Source organism: Kribbella sp. NPDC026596 (assembly GCF_040638415.1).
Lineage (GTDB): Bacteria > Actinomycetota > Actinomycetes > Propionibacteriales > Kribbellaceae > Kribbella.
On sequence record NZ_JBEZYF010000022.1, the window covers coordinates 1 to 17266 of the forward strand.

The 17266-nt window shown below is 67.8% G+C and carries 12 protein-coding genes; 3 read left to right on the forward strand and 9 right to left on the reverse strand.

The genetic code is table 11. The features are described from left to right. Positions 1 to 128 precede the first annotated feature (128 nt). The 7 genes from pstB to AB0E63_RS19815 form a co-directional block, all read right to left on the reverse strand. Positions 129 to 905 (reverse strand): phosphate ABC transporter ATP-binding protein PstB, encoded by a 777-nt coding sequence (gene pstB, locus AB0E63_RS19785; RefSeq protein ID WP_360367822.1) that lies wholly within the window; start codon positions 903 to 905, stop codon positions 129 to 131. Positions 906 to 927: 22 nt separating this feature from the next. Continuing rightward, entirely contained in the window at positions 928 to 1848 is a 921-nt protein-coding gene (pstA, locus tag AB0E63_RS19790; RefSeq protein WP_360367825.1) for a phosphate ABC transporter permease PstA, read from the reverse strand. Beyond that, complete coding sequence (pstC, locus tag AB0E63_RS19795) at positions 1845 to 3131, reverse strand: phosphate ABC transporter permease subunit PstC (protein WP_360367827.1); 1287 nt, start codon at positions 3129 to 3131, stop codon at positions 1845 to 1847. The genes pstA and pstC overlap by 4 nt, the downstream gene beginning before the upstream one ends. Before the next feature lie 123 nt (positions 3132 to 3254). Then, positions 3255 to 4391, reverse strand: a complete 1137-nt coding sequence (pstS, locus tag AB0E63_RS19800; RefSeq protein ID WP_360367829.1) for a phosphate ABC transporter substrate-binding protein PstS — start codon at positions 4389 to 4391, stop codon at positions 3255 to 3257. Between the two features lie 274 nt (positions 4392 to 4665). After that, positions 4666 to 5130, reverse strand: a complete 465-nt coding sequence (locus AB0E63_RS19805) for a bifunctional nuclease family protein (RefSeq protein WP_184802629.1) — start codon at positions 5128 to 5130, stop codon at positions 4666 to 4668. Between the two features lie 138 nt (positions 5131 to 5268). Then, positions 5269 to 6147 carry an NUDIX domain-containing protein gene (locus AB0E63_RS19810; protein ID WP_360367832.1) on the reverse strand — a complete coding sequence of 293 codons (879 nt, stop codon included), beginning with the start codon at positions 6145 to 6147 and terminating at the stop codon, positions 5269 to 5271. 9 nt (positions 6148 to 6156) lie between these two features. Then, complete coding sequence (locus tag AB0E63_RS19815) at positions 6157 to 8316, reverse strand: RNA degradosome polyphosphate kinase (protein WP_360367835.1); 2160 nt, start codon at positions 8314 to 8316, stop codon at positions 6157 to 6159. A 106-nt stretch (positions 8317 to 8422) separates the two neighbouring features. Here AB0E63_RS19815 and AB0E63_RS19820 point away from each other — a divergent pair, with 106 nt between their 5' ends. Beyond that, complete coding sequence (locus AB0E63_RS19820) at positions 8423 to 9478, forward strand: alpha/beta hydrolase (RefSeq protein WP_360367838.1); 1056 nt, start codon at positions 8423 to 8425, stop codon at positions 9476 to 9478. Between the two features lie 135 nt (positions 9479 to 9613). On the opposite strand, the gene mshD is transcribed toward AB0E63_RS19820, so the two are convergent. Then, positions 9614 to 10528, reverse strand: a complete 915-nt coding sequence (mshD, locus tag AB0E63_RS19825) for a mycothiol synthase (RefSeq protein ID WP_360367840.1) — start codon at positions 10526 to 10528, stop codon at positions 9614 to 9616. A gap of 137 nt (positions 10529 to 10665) precedes the next feature. Between mshD and AB0E63_RS19830 the strand changes: the two genes are divergently transcribed. Further along, positions 10666 to 12444 (forward strand): bifunctional metallophosphatase/5'-nucleotidase, encoded by a 1779-nt coding sequence (locus tag AB0E63_RS19830; RefSeq protein WP_360367843.1) that lies wholly within the window; start codon positions 10666 to 10668, stop codon positions 12442 to 12444. 55 nt (positions 12445 to 12499) lie between these two features. Here the strand turns inward: AB0E63_RS19830 and AB0E63_RS19835 are convergent, their stop codons facing one another. Next, a complete protein-coding gene (locus AB0E63_RS19835) occupies positions 12500 to 12853 on the reverse strand; it encodes a hypothetical protein (protein ID WP_360367846.1) in 354 nt (117 codons plus the stop codon). Positions 12854 to 13025: 172 nt separating this feature from the next. Between AB0E63_RS19835 and AB0E63_RS19840 the strand changes: the two genes are divergently transcribed. Then, entirely contained in the window at positions 13026 to 17234 is a 4209-nt protein-coding gene (locus AB0E63_RS19840) for a BTAD domain-containing putative transcriptional regulator (RefSeq protein WP_360367849.1), read from the forward strand. The last annotated feature ends 32 nt before the right edge of the window (positions 17235 to 17266 follow it).

Sequence of the window (17266 nt, forward strand, 5' to 3'; positions counted from 1 at the left end):
ATCTTAACTCACCGTCGTTCTCTCTTTCCCTCAATAACGTTTTTGTTTTTTTTTTTACCCCCCTAAAACTCCCGGCCGCGGCGCCAACCCGGGCCCCCGCCGGCCGGCGCGGTTCGTCGTACGGCGGATCAGCCGAAGCGGCCGGTGATGTAGTCCTCGGTCGCCTTCTCGGTCGGGTTGGAGAAGATCATCTTGGTCGAACCCATCTCGATCAGCCGGCCCGGCTTACCGGTCGCGGCCAGGTTGAAGAATCCGGTTTGGTCCGACACCCGGGCCGCCTGCTGCATGTTGTGGGTGACGATGACGACGGTGAACTTGTCCTTCAGCTTCTCGATCAGGTCCTCGATCGCGAGCGTCGAGATCGGGTCCAGGGCCGAGCACGGCTCGTCCATCAGGATCACCTCGGGCTCGACCGCGATCGCCCGGGCGATGCACAGCCGCTGCTGCTGACCACCGGACAGTCCGGCGCCGGGCTTGTCCAGCCGGTCCTTGACCTCGTTCCAGAGGTTGGCGCCGTGCAGGGACTGCTCGACCACCTCGGTGAGCTTCTTACGGTCCTTGACCCCGTTGAGCTTCAGGCCGGACGCGACGTTGTCGAAGATGGACATGGTCGGGAACGGGTTCGGCCGCTGGAACACCATGCCGACCACGCGGCGGACCGCCACCGGGTCGATGCCGGTCGCGTACAGGTCCTGCTGGTCCAGCATCACCTTGCCCTCGACCCGGGCGCCGGGGATCACCTCGTGCATCCGATTCAGGGTGCGCAGGAAGGTGGACTTGCCGCAGCCGGACGGGCCGATGAACGCCGTGACCGAGCGGGGCTCGATCGTCATCGACACGTCCTCCACCGCCTTGAAGTCGCCGTAGTAGACGTTGAGGCCGCTGACCTCGATGCGCTTCGCCATATCGACTCAGTACCTCTCGTGACTATTTCGACTTGATCGCGCTGAACCGGGCGATCAGCCGGGCCAGCACGTTGAGGACAAGGACAAGCAGGATCAGCGTCAGCGCGGCCGCCCAGACCCGGTCCGCGGCCGGCTGCAGCGCCAGCTCGGTCCGGTCCTGGTTGATCATCGTCGGCAGCGCGCCCATGAACCCGTTGAACGGGTTCAGGTTGATGTTCTTGGAGTAGCCGACCAGGATCAGCAGCGGCGCGGTCTCACCCATCACGCGGGCCAGACCGAGCATCACGCCGGTGACGATGCCACCGAACGCGGTCGGCACGACCACCTTCAGGATTGTCTTCCACTTCGGCACGCCGAGTGCGTACGACGCCTCCCGCAACTCGTCCGGGACGAGCTTGAGCATCTCCTCGGTCGAGCGCAGTACGACGGGCAGCATCAGCAGCACCAGCGACAGCGACACCGCGAACCCGACCCGGTTGAAACCGAAGACCGTGATCCAGACCGCGTAGATGAACAGCGCGGCGACGATCGACGGGACACCGGTGAGGATGTCGATCATGAAGCTGACCGCGCGGGCGGCCTTGGTGCCCTTGCCGTACTCGACCAGGTAGATCGCGCCGAAGACGGCGATCGGCACCGCGATGACCGCGGTGATCAGCGACATGATCAGCGTGCCCATGATCGCGTGGTACGCGCCCCCGCCCTCACGGCGGACGGTGATACCGCGCTGCGACTGGCTCCACCAGTCCGCGCTCAGCAGGAGGTGGTAGCCCTTGCTGATCACGGTGAAGAGGATCCACACCAGCGGGATGAGCGCGACCACGAAGGCCAGCACGATCAGCACGGTGGCCAGCGTGTTCTTGAAGGCCCGGGCCCCCGACTTCCCGGTCAGGTCCAGCGCCTGACCGTCGTACGCCGGTTCGTTGGCGGCCATGGTCGTCATGAGGTCGCTCCTTCGGTCGCGGTGGACGAACCGGCGCGGCGGTTGCGGCGCGGCCGCTTACCACCGGGGCCGCTGCGGGCGACGATGATCCGGGCAGCGGAGTTGACCAGGAACGTCACCACGAACAACACCAGGCCGGCCGCGATGTAGGCGCCGGTCTTCTCCGGCGAGTCGAACTCGGCGGCGTTGTTCGCGATCTTCGACGCGAACGTCTCGCCACCGGCGAAGATCGACGAGTTCCACGGGTCGTTGCCGTTCGGCACCGACAGGATGATCAGGACGGCGACCGTCTCACCGAGCGCCCGGCCCAGGCCGAGCATCGAGGCGCTGACCACACCGGACCGGCCGTACGGCAGCACGGCCATCCGGATCATCTCCCACTTGGTCGCGCCGAGCGCGAGGGCGCCCTCGCGGTGCTCGATCGGCGTCTGCTGGAAGATCTCCCGGCTGATCGCGGTCACCACCGGCAGGATCATGACCGCCAGCACGACGGACGCGGTGAACACCACACCGACGTTGTCGCCCGGCGGCTTCTCGAACAGCGGGAGCCAGCCGAGCGCCGAGGCCAGGCCGTCGATCACCGGGCGCAGGATCGGCGCGAAGAACAGGATGCCCCACAGGCCGTAGATGATCGACGGCACCGCGGCGAGCAAGTCGACCGCGTACGCGACCGGCTGGGCCAGTCGCTTCGGCGAGTAGTAGGTGACGAACAGCGCGACCCCGATCGCGATCGGGACCGCGATCAGCATCGCGATGATCGAGCTGATCACGGTGGTGTAGAACATCGCGGCGATACCGAACCGGGGGTCGTCACCGCCGGGCTCCCAGATCCGGGAGAACAGGAAGCTGCTGTTGTTGTCGGCCAGCGAGGGAATCGCCAGCGCCAGCAGGAAGATGCCGACGAACGCGACGATCGCGACCACCAGACCGCCGGAGCCGCGGGCCAGGCCGGCGAACAGCCGGTCGCCGAGGTGACCGACCGGGCCGAGTTCGACCTTCTTGTCGGTGTCGGCCGGCCGCGCCGCGGTGCCGGTCGTCGACTCGACCCCGGCCTCGGTCATGGTCTCGGCCGCTCGGTGCTCGGCGGCCTCGTGCTCGGCATGTTCCTCGGCCAGGCCCTCGAACCTCGGGGCCGGGTCGGAGGTCTCGTGGACGAGATCCTCGATCCGCGGTTCTTCCGTACCGGCCGGGGTCTCGGCCGCCGCCGGGGTCTCGTCCGTCGCCGGGTCGGCGGCCGCGCCGTTCGGCCGGTCGGGCGGTGCCGTGCCGTCTGGACTACTCATCGATGGTGCTCCAAGCGCCTGGGTCGTGGGGTCAAGGTGTGCCAGGTCCGACGAGGCGAAGCCCCGGCCGCCCTCCGATGACTCGGGGACCGGCCGGGGCTCGCATTCACCGCTGTTTCGTCGTCAGCTGATCGACTGGATGGCCGCGTCGACCTTGGTCCGGATCTCCTCCGGCAGCGGCGCGTAGTTCAGGTCGGTCAGCGAGGCCTGGCCGTCCTTGCTGACGAAGTAGCTCAGGAAGCTCTTCACCAGCGCGGTCTTCTCGGCCGGCAGACCCTTGCTGCAGGCGACCTCGTAGGTGACCAGGATGATCGGGTAGGCGCCCGCCTCCTTGGTCGCGTAGTCCAGCTTCAGCGACAGGTCGTTGCCGCCCGCGCTGGCCGGCTTCGCCGCGGCGAGCGCCTTGCCGGCGGACTCGGCGGTCAGCTCGACCGGGGTGCCCGAGCCGTTGTCGATCTGCGCGATGCCGAGCTTGTTGTCGACGGCGTACGACCACTCGACGTAGGTGATCGAGTTCTTGGTGCTCTTGACGCCCTCGGCGACACCCGCGGACTTCTCCTTGCCGGCGCCGGTGCCGGTCCACTTCTTGGCCGGCTTACCGGTCCAGGCGCCACCGCCGGAGGCGGCCAGGTACTTGGCGAAGTTCTCGGTGGTGCCGGACTCGTCGGAGCGGAAGAACACCGAGATCGGGGCCGACGGCAGCGTGACGCCCGCGTTCAGCTTGGCGATCGCCGGATCGTTCCAGGTCTTGATGCTGCCCTGGAAGATCTTGGCGGCGGTCGGGCCGTCCAGGACCAGCTTGTCCAGGCCGTCGACGTTGTAGGCGATCGCGACCGGGCCGATCACCATCGGCAGGTCGAGGGCGGCGTTGTTCTGGCAGCGCTTGGTGGCCTGGGCCATCTCGGTCTCGCCGCCGTCGGTGGCCTCGGTCTTGAGGGCCGAGTCGGAACCGGCGAAGTCGACCTGGGCCGCGTTGAACTGCTTGATGCCCGCACCGGAGCCGGTCGGGTTGTAGTTCACCGTGACGTCGGCGCACTTCTCGTTGTACTTGCTGATGATTTCGTCGATGGCATTCTTCTGCGCCGAGGAGCCCTCGGCGTTCAGGGTGCCCTGCGGGCAGTCGGCAGCCGCGGACGACGACGACCCGCCGGGGCTCGAGGAGCCCGACGGCTCCGGGTCACTGCCACAGGCGCTCAGAGCGAGCACGCCGAGGGATGCCACGGCGACGGAGCCGACGCGGAGCAGGCGATTGACGGACACGAGAGTGTTGCCCTTCTGCGGGAATCAGACTTCTGAACTTCCACAGACGGTAGGGAGACCAGGTGACCGACCGGTCCGTCACTGGTGAACGAGCGGTGAACGGTTCTAGTAGCGTGTGCGACGTCTGGCGTGCCGATAGGCGGCTAACAGGTGAACTGAGTTAGGAGGCGTGACTCTGCGTCGACGCGAACGCCTGTTGGCTCACGTTTCGGTAACGCTCAGCGCACTCTCAACGTGAACGACCGGCTTCGGTCGCCCGGAGCTGTGTCCTGGTTCAGCTGGAGAAGTCCTCCGGGGCGACGCCGTCGAGGAACTGGCGAAAGCGTTCCAGCTCGGCCTGTTCTTCCTCGGGGGTGGCGACACCGGCTTCGCGGAGAACCTGTTCGGTGCAGCGGATCGGCGTACCGAGGCGGACCGCCAGGGCGACCGAATCGCTCGGCCGGGCCGAGACGCGGGCGCCGTTGGCGAGCACGAGCTCGGCGTAGAAGACGGCGTCCCGCAGTTCGACGATCTCGACGGCCTCGATGTGGACCCCGAACGCCTCGATCAGATCGCGCATCAGATCGTGCGTGAGCGGGCGCGAAGGACGCAGCCCCTGCTCTTCGTACGCGATCGCCGTCGCCTCGACCGAGCCGATCGAGATCGGCAAGTAGCGGTAGCCCTCGGTCTCGCGCAGCATCATCACCGGAGCCCGGTTGGGCGATTCCATCCGGATCCCGATCAGTGTCAGTTCTCGCATCATCGTCATGGTGCGCCCCGAACCTCTCCTCAGACCCGCGCCCGGTGGGACGCCGGGTTCCTCGGTAGGAAGATACCCGTCACACCTAGTGTCACCCCGACGCACCCACAGCTGTGCCTGGATCGTCACCGACCCGTGTCACGGGGCCCTGAAACGCTCGTGGACCAGTCGGCCGTCGGCCAGTCGGTGTGCCACCAGGAAGGCTCCGGTGGAGAACTTGCCGACCTTCAGGCCGAGCTCCCGGGACAGTGCGGGCAGCACCGGCCGGTGCGAGCACACCACGGTCACCTTGCCCGTCTTCCAGGCCCGTTCGCCCAAACCACGCAGGCCGTCCGGATCCGCGTCGTACCCACGCTCGGAGATCTCCGGCCACAGGTGGATGTGCCGATCGAGCAAGGCCGCGTACGGCGTGATCGTCGCCACACACCGCTCCGCATCACTGCTGATCAACCGGTTGGCACCGAGAGCCGCGAGTACGCCGGACAGTTGCTCGGCCACCGCCGTACCGGTGCTGCTGAGGGGGCGGACTGTGTCCTTGCCGTCCCACTCCTTCCGCTTCACCGCCTCCGCGTGCCGCACCAGCACCAGCGTGGCGGTGACCGGGACCGCCGGCTCCAGGGCGTCCAGGATGTCCACGTCGCGCGGGTAACTGAGCTTGCTGCGGGCCTTGTCCACCGGCAACCAGGTGATCTCGTCCACCTCGTCGTTCGGCTGGAAGTCGCTGTCGTCGATCGGAGTGGCAGACCAGTAGTGCACGAGCTTCTGCACGGTCCCGCCGTTCTTGCGGACCGGATAGCGCTGCGCACCGAGGGGTGGGCCGAGGACGACCTGCTGTCCGGTCTCTTCCTCGATCTCACGCCGTGCGGCGAGCAGTACGTGCTCTTGCGCCATCAGCTTGCCCTTCGGCAGGGACCAGTCGTCGTACCGCGGCCGGTGCACGAGCAGCACCTGCCTGGTACCGCGGCTCTCACGCCAGACGACAGCGCCCGCGGCGATGACGGTCGCCGGGTTGCTCATGAATTCAGCCTAGGTAATGGGATCGGCTGTCCTGCGGCGCCCACGCGTGGCGATGAGTCTTTCTTGCAGATCGCGCAGCGGTTCGCCATCCGACCGGATGAGCCGGGGCCGCCAGGTGTCGTCGGCCTGCAGCCACCACGAGCCGGTGCCCTCGTCCATGGCCAGGTCGAACATCTCCCCGAGCTCGGTGACGTGGTCGGGTTCCTTCAGCTGCACCAGCACCTCGACCCGGCGGTCCAGGTTGCGGTGCATCAGGTCGGCCGATCCGATCCACACCTCCGGCTCGGCGCCGTTCTCGAACCAGAACACCCGGCTGTGCTCGAGGAACCGGCCGAGGATGCTGCGGACCTGGATGTTGTCGGACAAGCCCGGGATGCCGGGCCGGAGCGTGCAGATGCCGCGGATCCACAACTCCACGGGTACGCCGGCCTGTGACGCCCGGTAGAGCGCGTCACACAGCGCCTCGTCCACCAGGCTGTTCACCTTGATCCGGACCCGGGCCGGACGACCGGCCTGGTGGTGCTGGACCTCTCGATCGATCCGCTCCACGAGCCCTCGCCGTACCGACTGGGGTGCGACCAGGATCCGCCGGTAACCGGCGCTGCGTCCGAACCCGGACAGGTGGTTGAACAGATGCGCGATGTCCTCGGTGACCACCCGGTCGCTGGTCAGCAGTCCGAGGTCCTCGTACAGCCGGGCGGTCTTGGGGTGGTAGTTGCCCGTGCCGATGTGCGCGTAACGGCGCAGGCCGTCCGGCTCCTCACGGACGACCATCGACAGCTTGCAGTGCGTCTTGAGGCCGATCACGCCGTACACGACATGACAGCCCGCGTGCTCCAGCTGGCGGGCCCATTTGATGTTCGCCGTCTCGTCGAAGCGAGCCTGGATCTCGACCAGCACCAGTACCTGCTTGCCGGCCTCGGCGGCGTCGATCAGCGCGTCCACGATCGGTGAGTCACCGGAGGTGCGGTACAGCGTCTGCTTGATCGCCAGCACATGCGGATCCGCGGCTGCCTGCTCGATGAATCGCTGCACACTGGTCGAGAACGAGTCGTACGGGTGGTGAACCAGGACGTCGCGCTGCTTCAGCGCGTAGAACATGTCCGCCGGGTTGGCCGTCTCGACCTCCGCCAGGTGCGGGTGGGTCGAGGGCACGAACCCCGGGTACTTCAGCTCGGCGCGGTCCAGGCTCGCGATCGTGAACAGGCCACGCAGGTCCAGCGGGCCGGGCAGCTCGAACACCTCGGCCTCGGTGACGCCCAGCTCCGACAGCAGCAGTGCCTTCACCTGCGGGTCGATCGACTCCTCGACCTCGAGCCGGACCGGCGGGCCGAACCGGCGGCGCAGCAGCTCCTTCTCGAGCGCGGCCAGCAGGTTCTCGGCGTCGTCCTCCTCGACCTCGAGGTCCTCGTTCCGGGTGACCCGGAAGGTGTGGTGCTGGGTGACCTCCATCCCCGGGAACAACTGGCTCAGGTGGGTCGCGATGACGTCCTCGAGCGGGACGAACCGGCCGTCGGCGACGCGGACGAACCGCGGCAGCAGCGGCGGCACCTTCACCCGGGCGAAGTGCTCGCCGCCGGTGTCGGGGTTGCGGACCACGACGGCCAGGTTCAGCGAGAGGCCGGAGATGTACGGGAACGGGTGCGACGGGTCGACCGCCAGCGGGGTCAGCACCGGAAACACGCGGTCCCGGAAGAACCGCGTCATGTCCTCGCGCTCGGAGTGCTCGAGCTCGTCCCAGCGCAGGATGTCGATGCCCTGCTCGGTCAGCGCCGGCTGGACCGCCTTCCGCCAGGTCTCCGCCTGCCGGTCCATCAGCTCACGGCTGCGGGCCAGGCTGCGGTCCAGAACCTCGCGCGGGAGCAGGCCGCTGGCCGCCCGCACCGCGACCCCGGCCGCGATCCGGCGCTTCAGACCGGCGATCCGGACCATGTAGAACTCGTCCAGGTTGCTGGCGAAGATGGCCAGGAACTTGGCCCGCTCGAGCAGCGGGATCCGGTCGTTCTCGGCCAGTTCGAGGACGCGCTGGTTGAACGCGAGCCAGCTCAGCTCGCGATCGGAGAAACGGTCGCCCGGAAGGTCGCCGGCCGCCGCGATGTCGTACGGCGGCTCGACGTCGTACTCGCGGTTGTGGGATGCCAGCAGGTCTCCAGCCACGTTGACCAGCATCCCATCCTTTGGTGAACAAGAGGTAGCCGTCCGCGGGTGCTGAATGTGATGTACTCGGTCGCCTCGGCACGAGGGCCGACGCTTGCAGTTGCTAGCGTCACTCCTTGTGAACCCACGACTGGACTCGGTGCTCCGGGGCGCGGTGGCCGCCGTACAGGCGAACGCCCTGACCCCGCTGTACGCCCTGCCCACCGCCGTCCGGCGCCGGTTGGCCGGGCCGCCGATCCAGATCGACGGCAACACGCTCGACCCCGAGCTGCAGCTGCTCGTGCGCGTCGAGAAGTTGTTGCCGAGAACAACCAAGTCCGACGCGGCCACGGCGCGCGCGCACCTGAAGACCCTGTGCGCGCTCGTCGCCGGCCCGCCGGTCGAACTACAGCGCGTGACCGAGCTGACCGTCCGTGGTGCCGACGGCCAGTTGGGGGCGCGGCTGTACGTCCCGCGCGACGCCGGCCGCGGCCTGCTGGTGTTCCTCCACGGCGGCGGCTGGGTGGTAGGCGACCTCGACACCCACGACGCGCTCTGCCGATCGCTGTCCCGCGATGCCGGCATCCGGGTCCTGGCGGTCGACTACCGCCTGGCCCCCGAGGCGCCGGCGCCGACCGCGGCCGAGGACGCTATCGCCGCCTTCACCTGGGCCGTCGACCACGCCGAAGACCTCGGCGCCGACCCGTCATTGGTGGCCGTCGGTGGCGACAGTGCCGGCGGCAACCTGGCCGCCGTCGTCGCCCAGCAATGCGTACGCCGCAACCTGCCGCAGCCCGCCCTCCAGGTCCTCCTCTATCCGGCCCTGGACCTGGTCAACCGCCGCCCCAGCCGAGACCTCTTCTCCGAGGGCATGATCCTCACCGAAGACGACATCATCTGGTACCGCGACCACTACACCCCCGACCCCAAGGTCCGCACCGACCCCGTGGTGTCGCCCCTCCTGGCCGAAGACCTCACCGGTCTCGCCCCTACCTACCTCACCACCGGCGGCTTCGACCCCCTCCGAGACGAAGGCGCCGAGTACGCCACCGCCCTCCGCGCAGCCGGCAACGACCTCACCTACGTCCCCCACCCGTCCCTCACCCACGGCTACGCCAACCTCCTGAACATCCCCGGCACCACCCGAGAAGCCCAAACCCACCTAACCACCCACCTGAAGTCAGTGCTCTATTAGGTGCAGTTGTGGATCACGGCCAGGAGCCGTCCGGCTGGGGGGTTAGAGGCGCGGACGGCTCCTGGTTGATGGTGGGACGGGCGAGGGGTGGGGTTTATGACGGGAAGTGAGGGGATGACTTCGCTGTGACGTCGTTCACAGGGACTTGGGGGCGTACTGGACGTCCAGGGCGGCCGTCGTGAAGCCGAGGGAGTTGTAGAGGCGGCGGGCTGCTGTGTTGGTGCCGTCTACGTAGAGGACGACGGTGTCCAGGCCGCGGTCTTCCTGGAGGTGGTGGAGGCCCTGAAGGGTGAGCGCCTTGCCCAGGCCGCTGCCCTGATAGGTCGGGGATACGCCGACCACGTAAACCTCGCCGATACCGTCCTCGACCTTCGTCCAGTGGAAGCCGGCCACTGCGTCAGTGCTCGAGTCCACCGCCAGGAAGAAACCGTTCGCGTCGAACCACGGCTGCTGCAGGCGCTCGGCCAGATCGGCCGCCGTCCAACTACCCTGCTCGGGGTGATCCGCGAAAGCCTCGCTGTTCACCTTCAGCCAAGCCGCATCGTCCTGTCCGGGCACAAATGTCCGTACGGCGATGCCCTCCGGCCACACCGCGTCAGGAAGAGAAGCCCTGGTACGCCGGAGGAAGTAGAGCTCCCGTGTGACCTCCAGACCGAGTCGGCTCGCCAACTCGTCGGAGCCAGGTAGTCGTCCGTGCGCCCACACCTGGGTTCGCTTACCACCGTGATCGAGCAGCATGCGGAGTAGCGCCGTACCGGTGCCTTGGCGTCTTGCTGTGGGGGCGACGACCAGCTCGGCCGAGCCGTCTGGCGCGAGGGCGCCGTACCCGATGAGGTTTCGGGCGCTTTGCAGGCCGGTGACCTCGATCGTGCCCGGGTCGCCTTCGTACGCGAGTACGTGCAGGTCGCCGGGGTGCTCGCCGTCGAGGTGGAGCAGGGTGCGCTCTGTGAGCGGGTGGACGCCGTCGCTGTGTGCAGCTGAGCGGGCGAGTTCCGTGACGGCGGCGGCGGTGGCCGAGGGCAACGGTGAGGGTACGGCTTCGAGAGTCACCTGAATACCGTAAAAGGTCTGGCTCAGTTCATGCTCAAGTCCTTGGATGGGTCGCGTCACGTCGGGTAATTTTCGCGGCACCGCGGACCTTTTCGCGGGGACCGCACCGCGGTGATCGCCACTACAACGGAGTAGACATGGCCCTGACAGGACGAGACAAGAAGCGGTTGGGGGGACGGCGGGCCCTCGGCCTGATCGCCGCCGGCACGGCCGCGGTACTCGCCATGGCCACGGGGGGAACCGTGACCCAGGCGGCGCCGGCGAAGCCCAAGCCGACGCACACCCAGATCCAGCTGCTCGCCCTCAACGACTTCCACGGCAACCTGGAGCCGGCGACGGGATCGGGCGGCAACATCAACGGCATTCCGGCCGGTGGCGCGGCCTACCTCGCGACCCACCTGAAGGACTTGCGCGCCGCCGCGGCGGCGAAGGGGCAGGACTCCGTCACGGTCGCCGCGGGTGACCTGATCGGCGCCTCGCCGCTGCTGTCGGCCGCGTTCCACGACGAGCCGACGATCGAGGCGCTGAGCGGGATGGGCCTGGAGGCCGCGTCGGTCGGCAACCACGAGTTCGACGAGGGCTGGCACGAGCTGCTCCGGATGCAGACCGGTGGCTGTCTGCCCGACGGCGACGGGCAGAACAACCAGAACTCCTGCCCCGACCCGAAACACCCGTTCAAGGGCGCGAAGTTCAAGTACCTGTCCGCGAACGTGTTCTTCGAGAACACGCAGAAGACGCTGTTCGCGCCGTACACGATCAAGTCCTTCGACGACGGCCGCAAGGTCGCGTTCATCGGCATGACGCTGGAGAACACGCCGAACATCGTCACCAAGTCCGGCGTCGCGGGCCTGACGTTCAAGGACGAGATCGAGACGGCGAACGCGCTGGTTCCGGTGCTGAAGAGCAAGGGCGTGAAGTCGATCGTCGTGCTGCTGCACGAGGGTGGCTTCCCGGCCGACCCGAGGGCCTACAACAGCTGCCCGGGGATCTCCGGCCCGATCGTCGACATCAACGCCGGGCTGGACCCGGAGATCGACGCGATCATCTCCGGCCACACCCACCAGGCGTACAACTGCTCGCTGCCCGACAAGGCCGGCAAGCCGCGGCTCGTCACCAGCGCGTCGTCGTTCGGCCGGCTGGTGACCGAGGTCCGGCTGAGCATCGACAACGCGACCGGTGACGTCGACCGGGTGAACACACTGGCCAACAACCAGATCGTCACCCGGGACGTGCCGCAGGACCGCAAGACCGCCGAGCTGATCGCCAAGTACAAGACGCTCGTCGACCCGATCGCGAACAAGGTGATCGGCCACCTGACCACACCGTCGGTCGTGCGTACGCCGGACGACTCGCTCGAATCGCCGTTGGGCAACCTGATCGCGGACGCCCAGCTCGCCGATGCTTCGGTCGTCACGGGCGGGAAGACGCCGGTGGTGGCGTTCATGAACCCGGGCGGTATCCGTGCCGACCTGGCGTCGAACGCCGGTGAGGTCACGTTCGGGCAGGCGTTCACCGTGCAGCCGTTCAACAACTTCCTGGTGTCGATGGACATGACCGGAACGCAGATCAAGGCGTTGCTGGAGCAGCAGTTCTCCGGGGTGAACGGGCCGGAGGCCGCGAAGTTCAAGGTGCTCCAGGTCGCGGGCATCACCTACACCTGGAACCCGGCCGCGGCGGCGGGCTCGAAGGTTGTCGCGGGGTCGATCAGGATCGCCGGACAGCCGCTGGTGGACGCCACGTCGTACCGCATCGTCACGAACAACTTCCTCTCCGACGGTGGCGACGGCTTCCCCGCCTTCACCACGGGGACGGACAAGTTCTTCGGCGGCCTCGACATCGACGCCTTCGCCAACTACCTGACCGCCCACGACCCCTACACCCCAGTCGCCACGGACCGCATCTCCATCGGCTCCTGACCAAGTGCCGGTACGCCGCCACCTCGGCGGCGTACCGGCTCCCCGAACAGCCGAATCAGGCCGGAGATGCCGCATCGTGGTCGCGACGGCGATGCGTGGTACGAGCGACGCCGAGGCCGGTCGCGCCCAGAGCGAGACCACCGAGTACTCCGAGCCCGATCGAGGTGGCGTCGAGTCCGGTCTCCTGCCCTGTCGTGGACTCGCTCGCTGCTCTGTAGTTCGTGTAGTTGGGCGGCCCAGTCGGCACCGGTGACGTGACGACGTCGGCGGGTGCCGGCGGGTCGACCTTGGCGTCGGCGGGTCCGGTCGCGACCAGCATTGCCAGGCACGCACCCGCACCGGCGGCCGAGAGCGCGGCCAGTCGCCTTCCCGAGATCCGACGTGTACTGCTGAGCTTTCGCGCGGCCATGATGGAAACCTCCTTGTGGGCCTGTCCGGCGGAGACCGCCGCTGCTGGTGGTCCGGGTACGCCGGGCGACTGATCTCGTTGTTGCACGAGGAGGTATCGAAGAGCCCAGGCCAGGTATCAGCGCGGTATCGCGGCCGTTGACGATCGGGGACCCGGGGACGACAGTCGGATTGTGGGTATCGCCGTTCTCGGCCCGCTCACGATCGAGGGGGATCACAGGGTTCTCGCGCGACGCGATCGGGTTGTTCTCGCAGCTCTCGCCGTTCGGCCTGGAGGGGTCGTCAGTGCCGAGGAGCTGGCCGACGCGATCTGGCCGGACACCCCGCCCGCGTCGTGGCCGAAGGTGGTCCAAGGATGCGTCGCCCGGCTCCGGAAGGTTCTCGGGGCCCATGCGATCGTCACGGTGCCACGCGGTTATCGGCTGGCCGTTCCGATGGACGAGATCGACGCGCAACGGTTCGAGCGTGCGGTGAGTCGTGCCCGCGAACTACTCGCGGCCGATGATCCCGAACGCTCCGGCGTCGTCCTCGCCGACGCGCTGTCGCTGTGGAGAGGTCGACCGTGGGTCGAGTTGGACAGCTGGGAGCCGGCGAGGATCGAGGCGACCCGGCTGACCGAACTGCGGTACGCCGCCGACGAGTTGCACGTCGAGTCTGCGCTGCGAGCGGGTCTGCACGACGAGGTCCTGGCCAAGGCCGAAGCCCTGGTGCTCGACGCCCCGCTGCGGGAGCGCCGCTGGGTGCTGCTGGCCACTGCGCAGTACCAGGCCGGACGGCAAGGTGAGGCGCTGCGGACGATCCGCCGCCTGCGGACGGTGCTCGATCGAGATCTCGGCCTGGAACCGAGCCGCGACGTGGCGGCGCTGGAAGAGGCGATCCTCCGCCAGGACCCGTCCTTGGTGGTCGAGAGCGCGCTGCCGGAGCCGAGCCCCGAGTGCCCGTACAGAGGCCTCATGCCGTACGACGTCGACGACGCCGACTGCTTCTACGGTCGCGACGCCGAGGTGGCTGCCTGCCTGCGCAAGCTGGCCGACCAATCGGTCCTGGCCGTGATTGGGCCGTCCGGGTGTGGCAAGTCCTCACTTGTGCGGGCCGGCGTCGCAGCATCGCTAGGCCGCGACGGCCGGCGAGTCGTGGTGATGACCCCAGGCCCGCATCCGCTCGCAGCGCTGGCGACCGCGATGCCAGCCGGCGTACCGGCGCCCGCATTAGTAGTCGACCAGTGCGAGGAAGTCTTCTCGCTGTGCCAGGACCCGACAGAGCGCAGCAGATTCCTGAGGGCACTCACGACCCTCGCCACCAGCACGCCGCTGATCCTTTCGCTGCGCGCGGACCGCCTCGCTGATGTCACTGCGGACCCCGAGTTCGCGAGGACCGTGGAACGCGGTCTTTATCTTCTCTCGGGTATGACCAATGCCAATCTGCGAACCGCGATCGAGCAACCGGCCCGCCTGGCCTCGTTGCACGTCGAGCCCGGACTGGTCGACCTCCTGGTCACCGAGGTCACGGACCAGCCAGGGGCGCTTCCGTTGATGTCGCACACGCTTGCCGAGACCTGGAAACGCCGCGAGGGCCGTGTACTCACGGTTGCCGGTTACAACGCCACCGGCGGGATTCGCGGTGCGGTGGCCCAGTCGGCCGAGCACGCGTACGAACAAGTTCCCGCCGAGCGACGGGCGGTCCTGCGCGATCTCTTCCTCCGCCTGGTGATTCCGGGACCGGAAGGCGACGATCCCGTCTGCAGCCGGCTGCCGCGCAGGCAAGTCGTGACCAGCGCGGCGGACGACACGATGATCAACCTCCTCGTCGAGTCGCGACTGGTCACCAGCGACGCAGACATGGTCGAGCTCGCCCATGAGTCGCTCGCACGGGCCTGGCCGCGACTCCAGGAATGGCTGGACGACGATCGCGACGGCCAGCGTGTCCTTCACCACCTCGTCGCCGCGGCCGACTCCTGGAACAGCCTCGGCCGGCCGGACAGCGAGCTCTATCGCGGCGTCCGCCTCGCCCAAGCTCTCGACTGGCGAACCCGGGCGACGCCCACGTTGACCGAGGTGGAGCAGGACTTCCTCGCGGCGAGCAAACGACTGTCAGAAGCCGAGCTACGCGCCGCCGAGCATCGCACCCGCCAGCAGGTGCGAATCAACCGCAGACTCCGCGCCGCCCTCGGCGCCGGCGCCTTGCTCCTGGTCGGGGCACTGATCGCCGGCGTGGTCGCGGTGCGCCAAGCAGACCGAGCCAGCCAGGCCGCGACGAGCGAACTGGCTCGCCGGGTCGGTGCTCGCTCGCCCCTTACCAAGGACATCAGCCGGTCGGTCCTGCTGGCGGCGCAAGGCGTCCGGTTCGACGACAACGCGGACTCACGAGCGAATCTCGTCGCGGCGATCAACCGGCAACCACTGCTCATCCGATCGATTCCCGCGCCGTCCGGGCGGACGGAAAACGTCGAGGTCTCACCCGACGGCCGCAGGATCATCTCCGGCGACAACGACGCCACTGTCCGAATGTACGACGCGTCTTCGGGAGCGGCACTGCGTTCGTTCCCGCTGGGAACCGCACCGAAGAACAAGCAGACCTACACCATCCCGAGATTCAGCCCGGACGGCCGGCTGATCGCGGCGGTCGCGGGTGACGACTTCATGCGTCCGGTCGATCCCAGCCGGCCCGTCACACTGCTCTCACCGGATACGCTTCGCCCGGTTGAGCATCAGCTCTGGATCCCGCCCGGCACCTTGCGATTCACCCATCTCGCCTTCAGTGGGAACAGCCGTTATCTCGCCGCCGCTGTACAGGTGGACGTGCCTGACAAGGATGACCCGTTCATCAGCGCCGGATTCGGACTCGTCTGGGACGTCAATGCGCCCGAGCGGCCGCCGTACAGAATCAACTTCCCCGACGGCTCTCAGGGGCCTGCTCTCAGTCCCGATGGTCGCACCATCTACTGCGGATTCCCGCTCACCGCCTTCGACGTCGTCACCGGAAAAATGCAGTGGCAACGCACAGATGCCAATGGTTTCCCCGACATGGCAATCACGACCGACGGCGAGAGGCTCGCCGGCGTGGTGCAGGACATCCCGGGCACGGTTGTGGTGGACGCTCGTACCGGCAAGGTCCTGAAGAACTTCCTCAGTCCTGGCGAACCGCCGCGCGCATTCGCCTTCTCCCATGGGAACAGCCAACTGGCAACGGCCGAGCAGGGCGGTGAGATCGACCTCTGGGACGTCGCAACGGGAGCCCTGCGTCGACGACTCAAGACCGCGGAGGTGTCGTGGGGAGTTTGGTTCAGCCGCGACGACGGCACGTTGTACACGGCCAGTGCCGCCGGCATCCTCCGCGTCTACGATCTGGCCGGGCAACATCAGTACCTCCAGCACACCAGCGTCGCTCCGCGGCAGCGCTATTTCAGTGTTCTGGCCTCGGCCGACGGCATGAAGACCGCCTATGTGTGGCGGACGAGCCGGGACTCGTGGGTCAGCATCGCCGATTCCGCGACCGGCGCGATGACCCCGCCCACGCGACTCGGCCTCGCTCTCTTCGGCAACCCGGCGAGACCGGTAGCCTGGCACCCCGACGGACGACAGTTGGCCATCCACGATCAGACCACGATCGCGATCATCGACGCCGGAACCGGCAAGATCGTCGCGCGGCGGTCGTTCGACCACGTCACGTCCACGGGGTACGTCGATCAGGGCAGGCGGATCCTGGTCGGTGGTTCCTCGGGCGTCACGTACTTCGACTCGGGCCGCCTGCGGCCCGGAGCCGACGGCGCCGCCGCCTGGACGGCGGATTGTTGTCCCATCGGGGCTCCTGACGGGCAGCGTGCGGTGATCTTCACGCACACCTGGGACAACTCGCGGCATCACTGGCGTGGCATCAGCACGGCGAGCGAGACGGTTCTCGCCGAGGGTGACCTGCCGCTGAGCCTCAACGAAGCGAGCTATTCCCCGGACGGACAACTGATCGCGGGCATCAGCGAGTCCGGCGAGGTGCTCACCGTCGACCTGCGGTCACGTCAGGTGAGACGCGCCCCCATATCGGGACATTCCGACCACGGCCTGTTCGTTCGCTTCTCGCCGGACAGCCAACGCATCGTTTCCGCGGCAGCAGACGGAACTGTCAGCGTCTGGGATGCCAAGAAACTCGACCTGTTGGGCACGGTCACGGTGCCAACAACCGATGGCAAGCCGATCTCTGTGTCGCCAGTGTTCTCGGGCGGGCACGACATCATCAGCATTGCGGCGTACGACGGTACGGCGTACCGCTGGGACACCCGCTTCGACCAGACGGTCTCGTTCGCGTGTGCGATGGCGGGCCGCAACCTGAGCCAGGCCGAATGGTCCGAAGCGTTCGGCGCCCGGCCGTACGAGCGGACGTGCCCTTGATCCTGGCGGTTTTACCAGGAGCGATGCTAGTG

Coding starts and splice junctions, on each gene's coding strand:
- pstB (WP_360367822.1), bottom strand. CDS start 905: ATGGCGAAGCGCATCGAGGTCAGCGGCCTCAACGTCTACTACGGCGAC.
- pstA (WP_360367825.1), bottom strand. CDS start 1,848: ATGACGACCATGGCCGCCAACGAACCGGCGTACGACGGTCAGGCGCTG.
- pstC (WP_360367827.1), bottom strand. CDS start 3,131: ATGAGTAGTCCAGACGGCACGGCACCGCCCGACCGGCCGAACGGCGCG.
- AB0E63_RS19805 (WP_184802629.1), bottom strand. CDS start 5,130: ATGCGAGAACTGACACTGATCGGGATCCGGATGGAATCGCCCAACCGG.
- AB0E63_RS19810 (WP_360367832.1), bottom strand. CDS start 6,147: ATGAGCAACCCGGCGACCGTCATCGCCGCGGGCGCTGTCGTCTGGCGT.
- AB0E63_RS19815 (WP_360367835.1), bottom strand. CDS start 8,316: ATGCTGGTCAACGTGGCTGGAGACCTGCTGGCATCCCACAACCGCGAG.
- AB0E63_RS19830 (WP_360367843.1), top strand. CDS start 10,666: ATGGCCCTGACAGGACGAGACAAGAAGCGGTTGGGGGGACGGCGGGCC.
- AB0E63_RS19835 (WP_360367846.1), bottom strand. CDS start 12,853: ATGGCCGCGCGAAAGCTCAGCAGTACACGTCGGATCTCGGGAAGGCGA.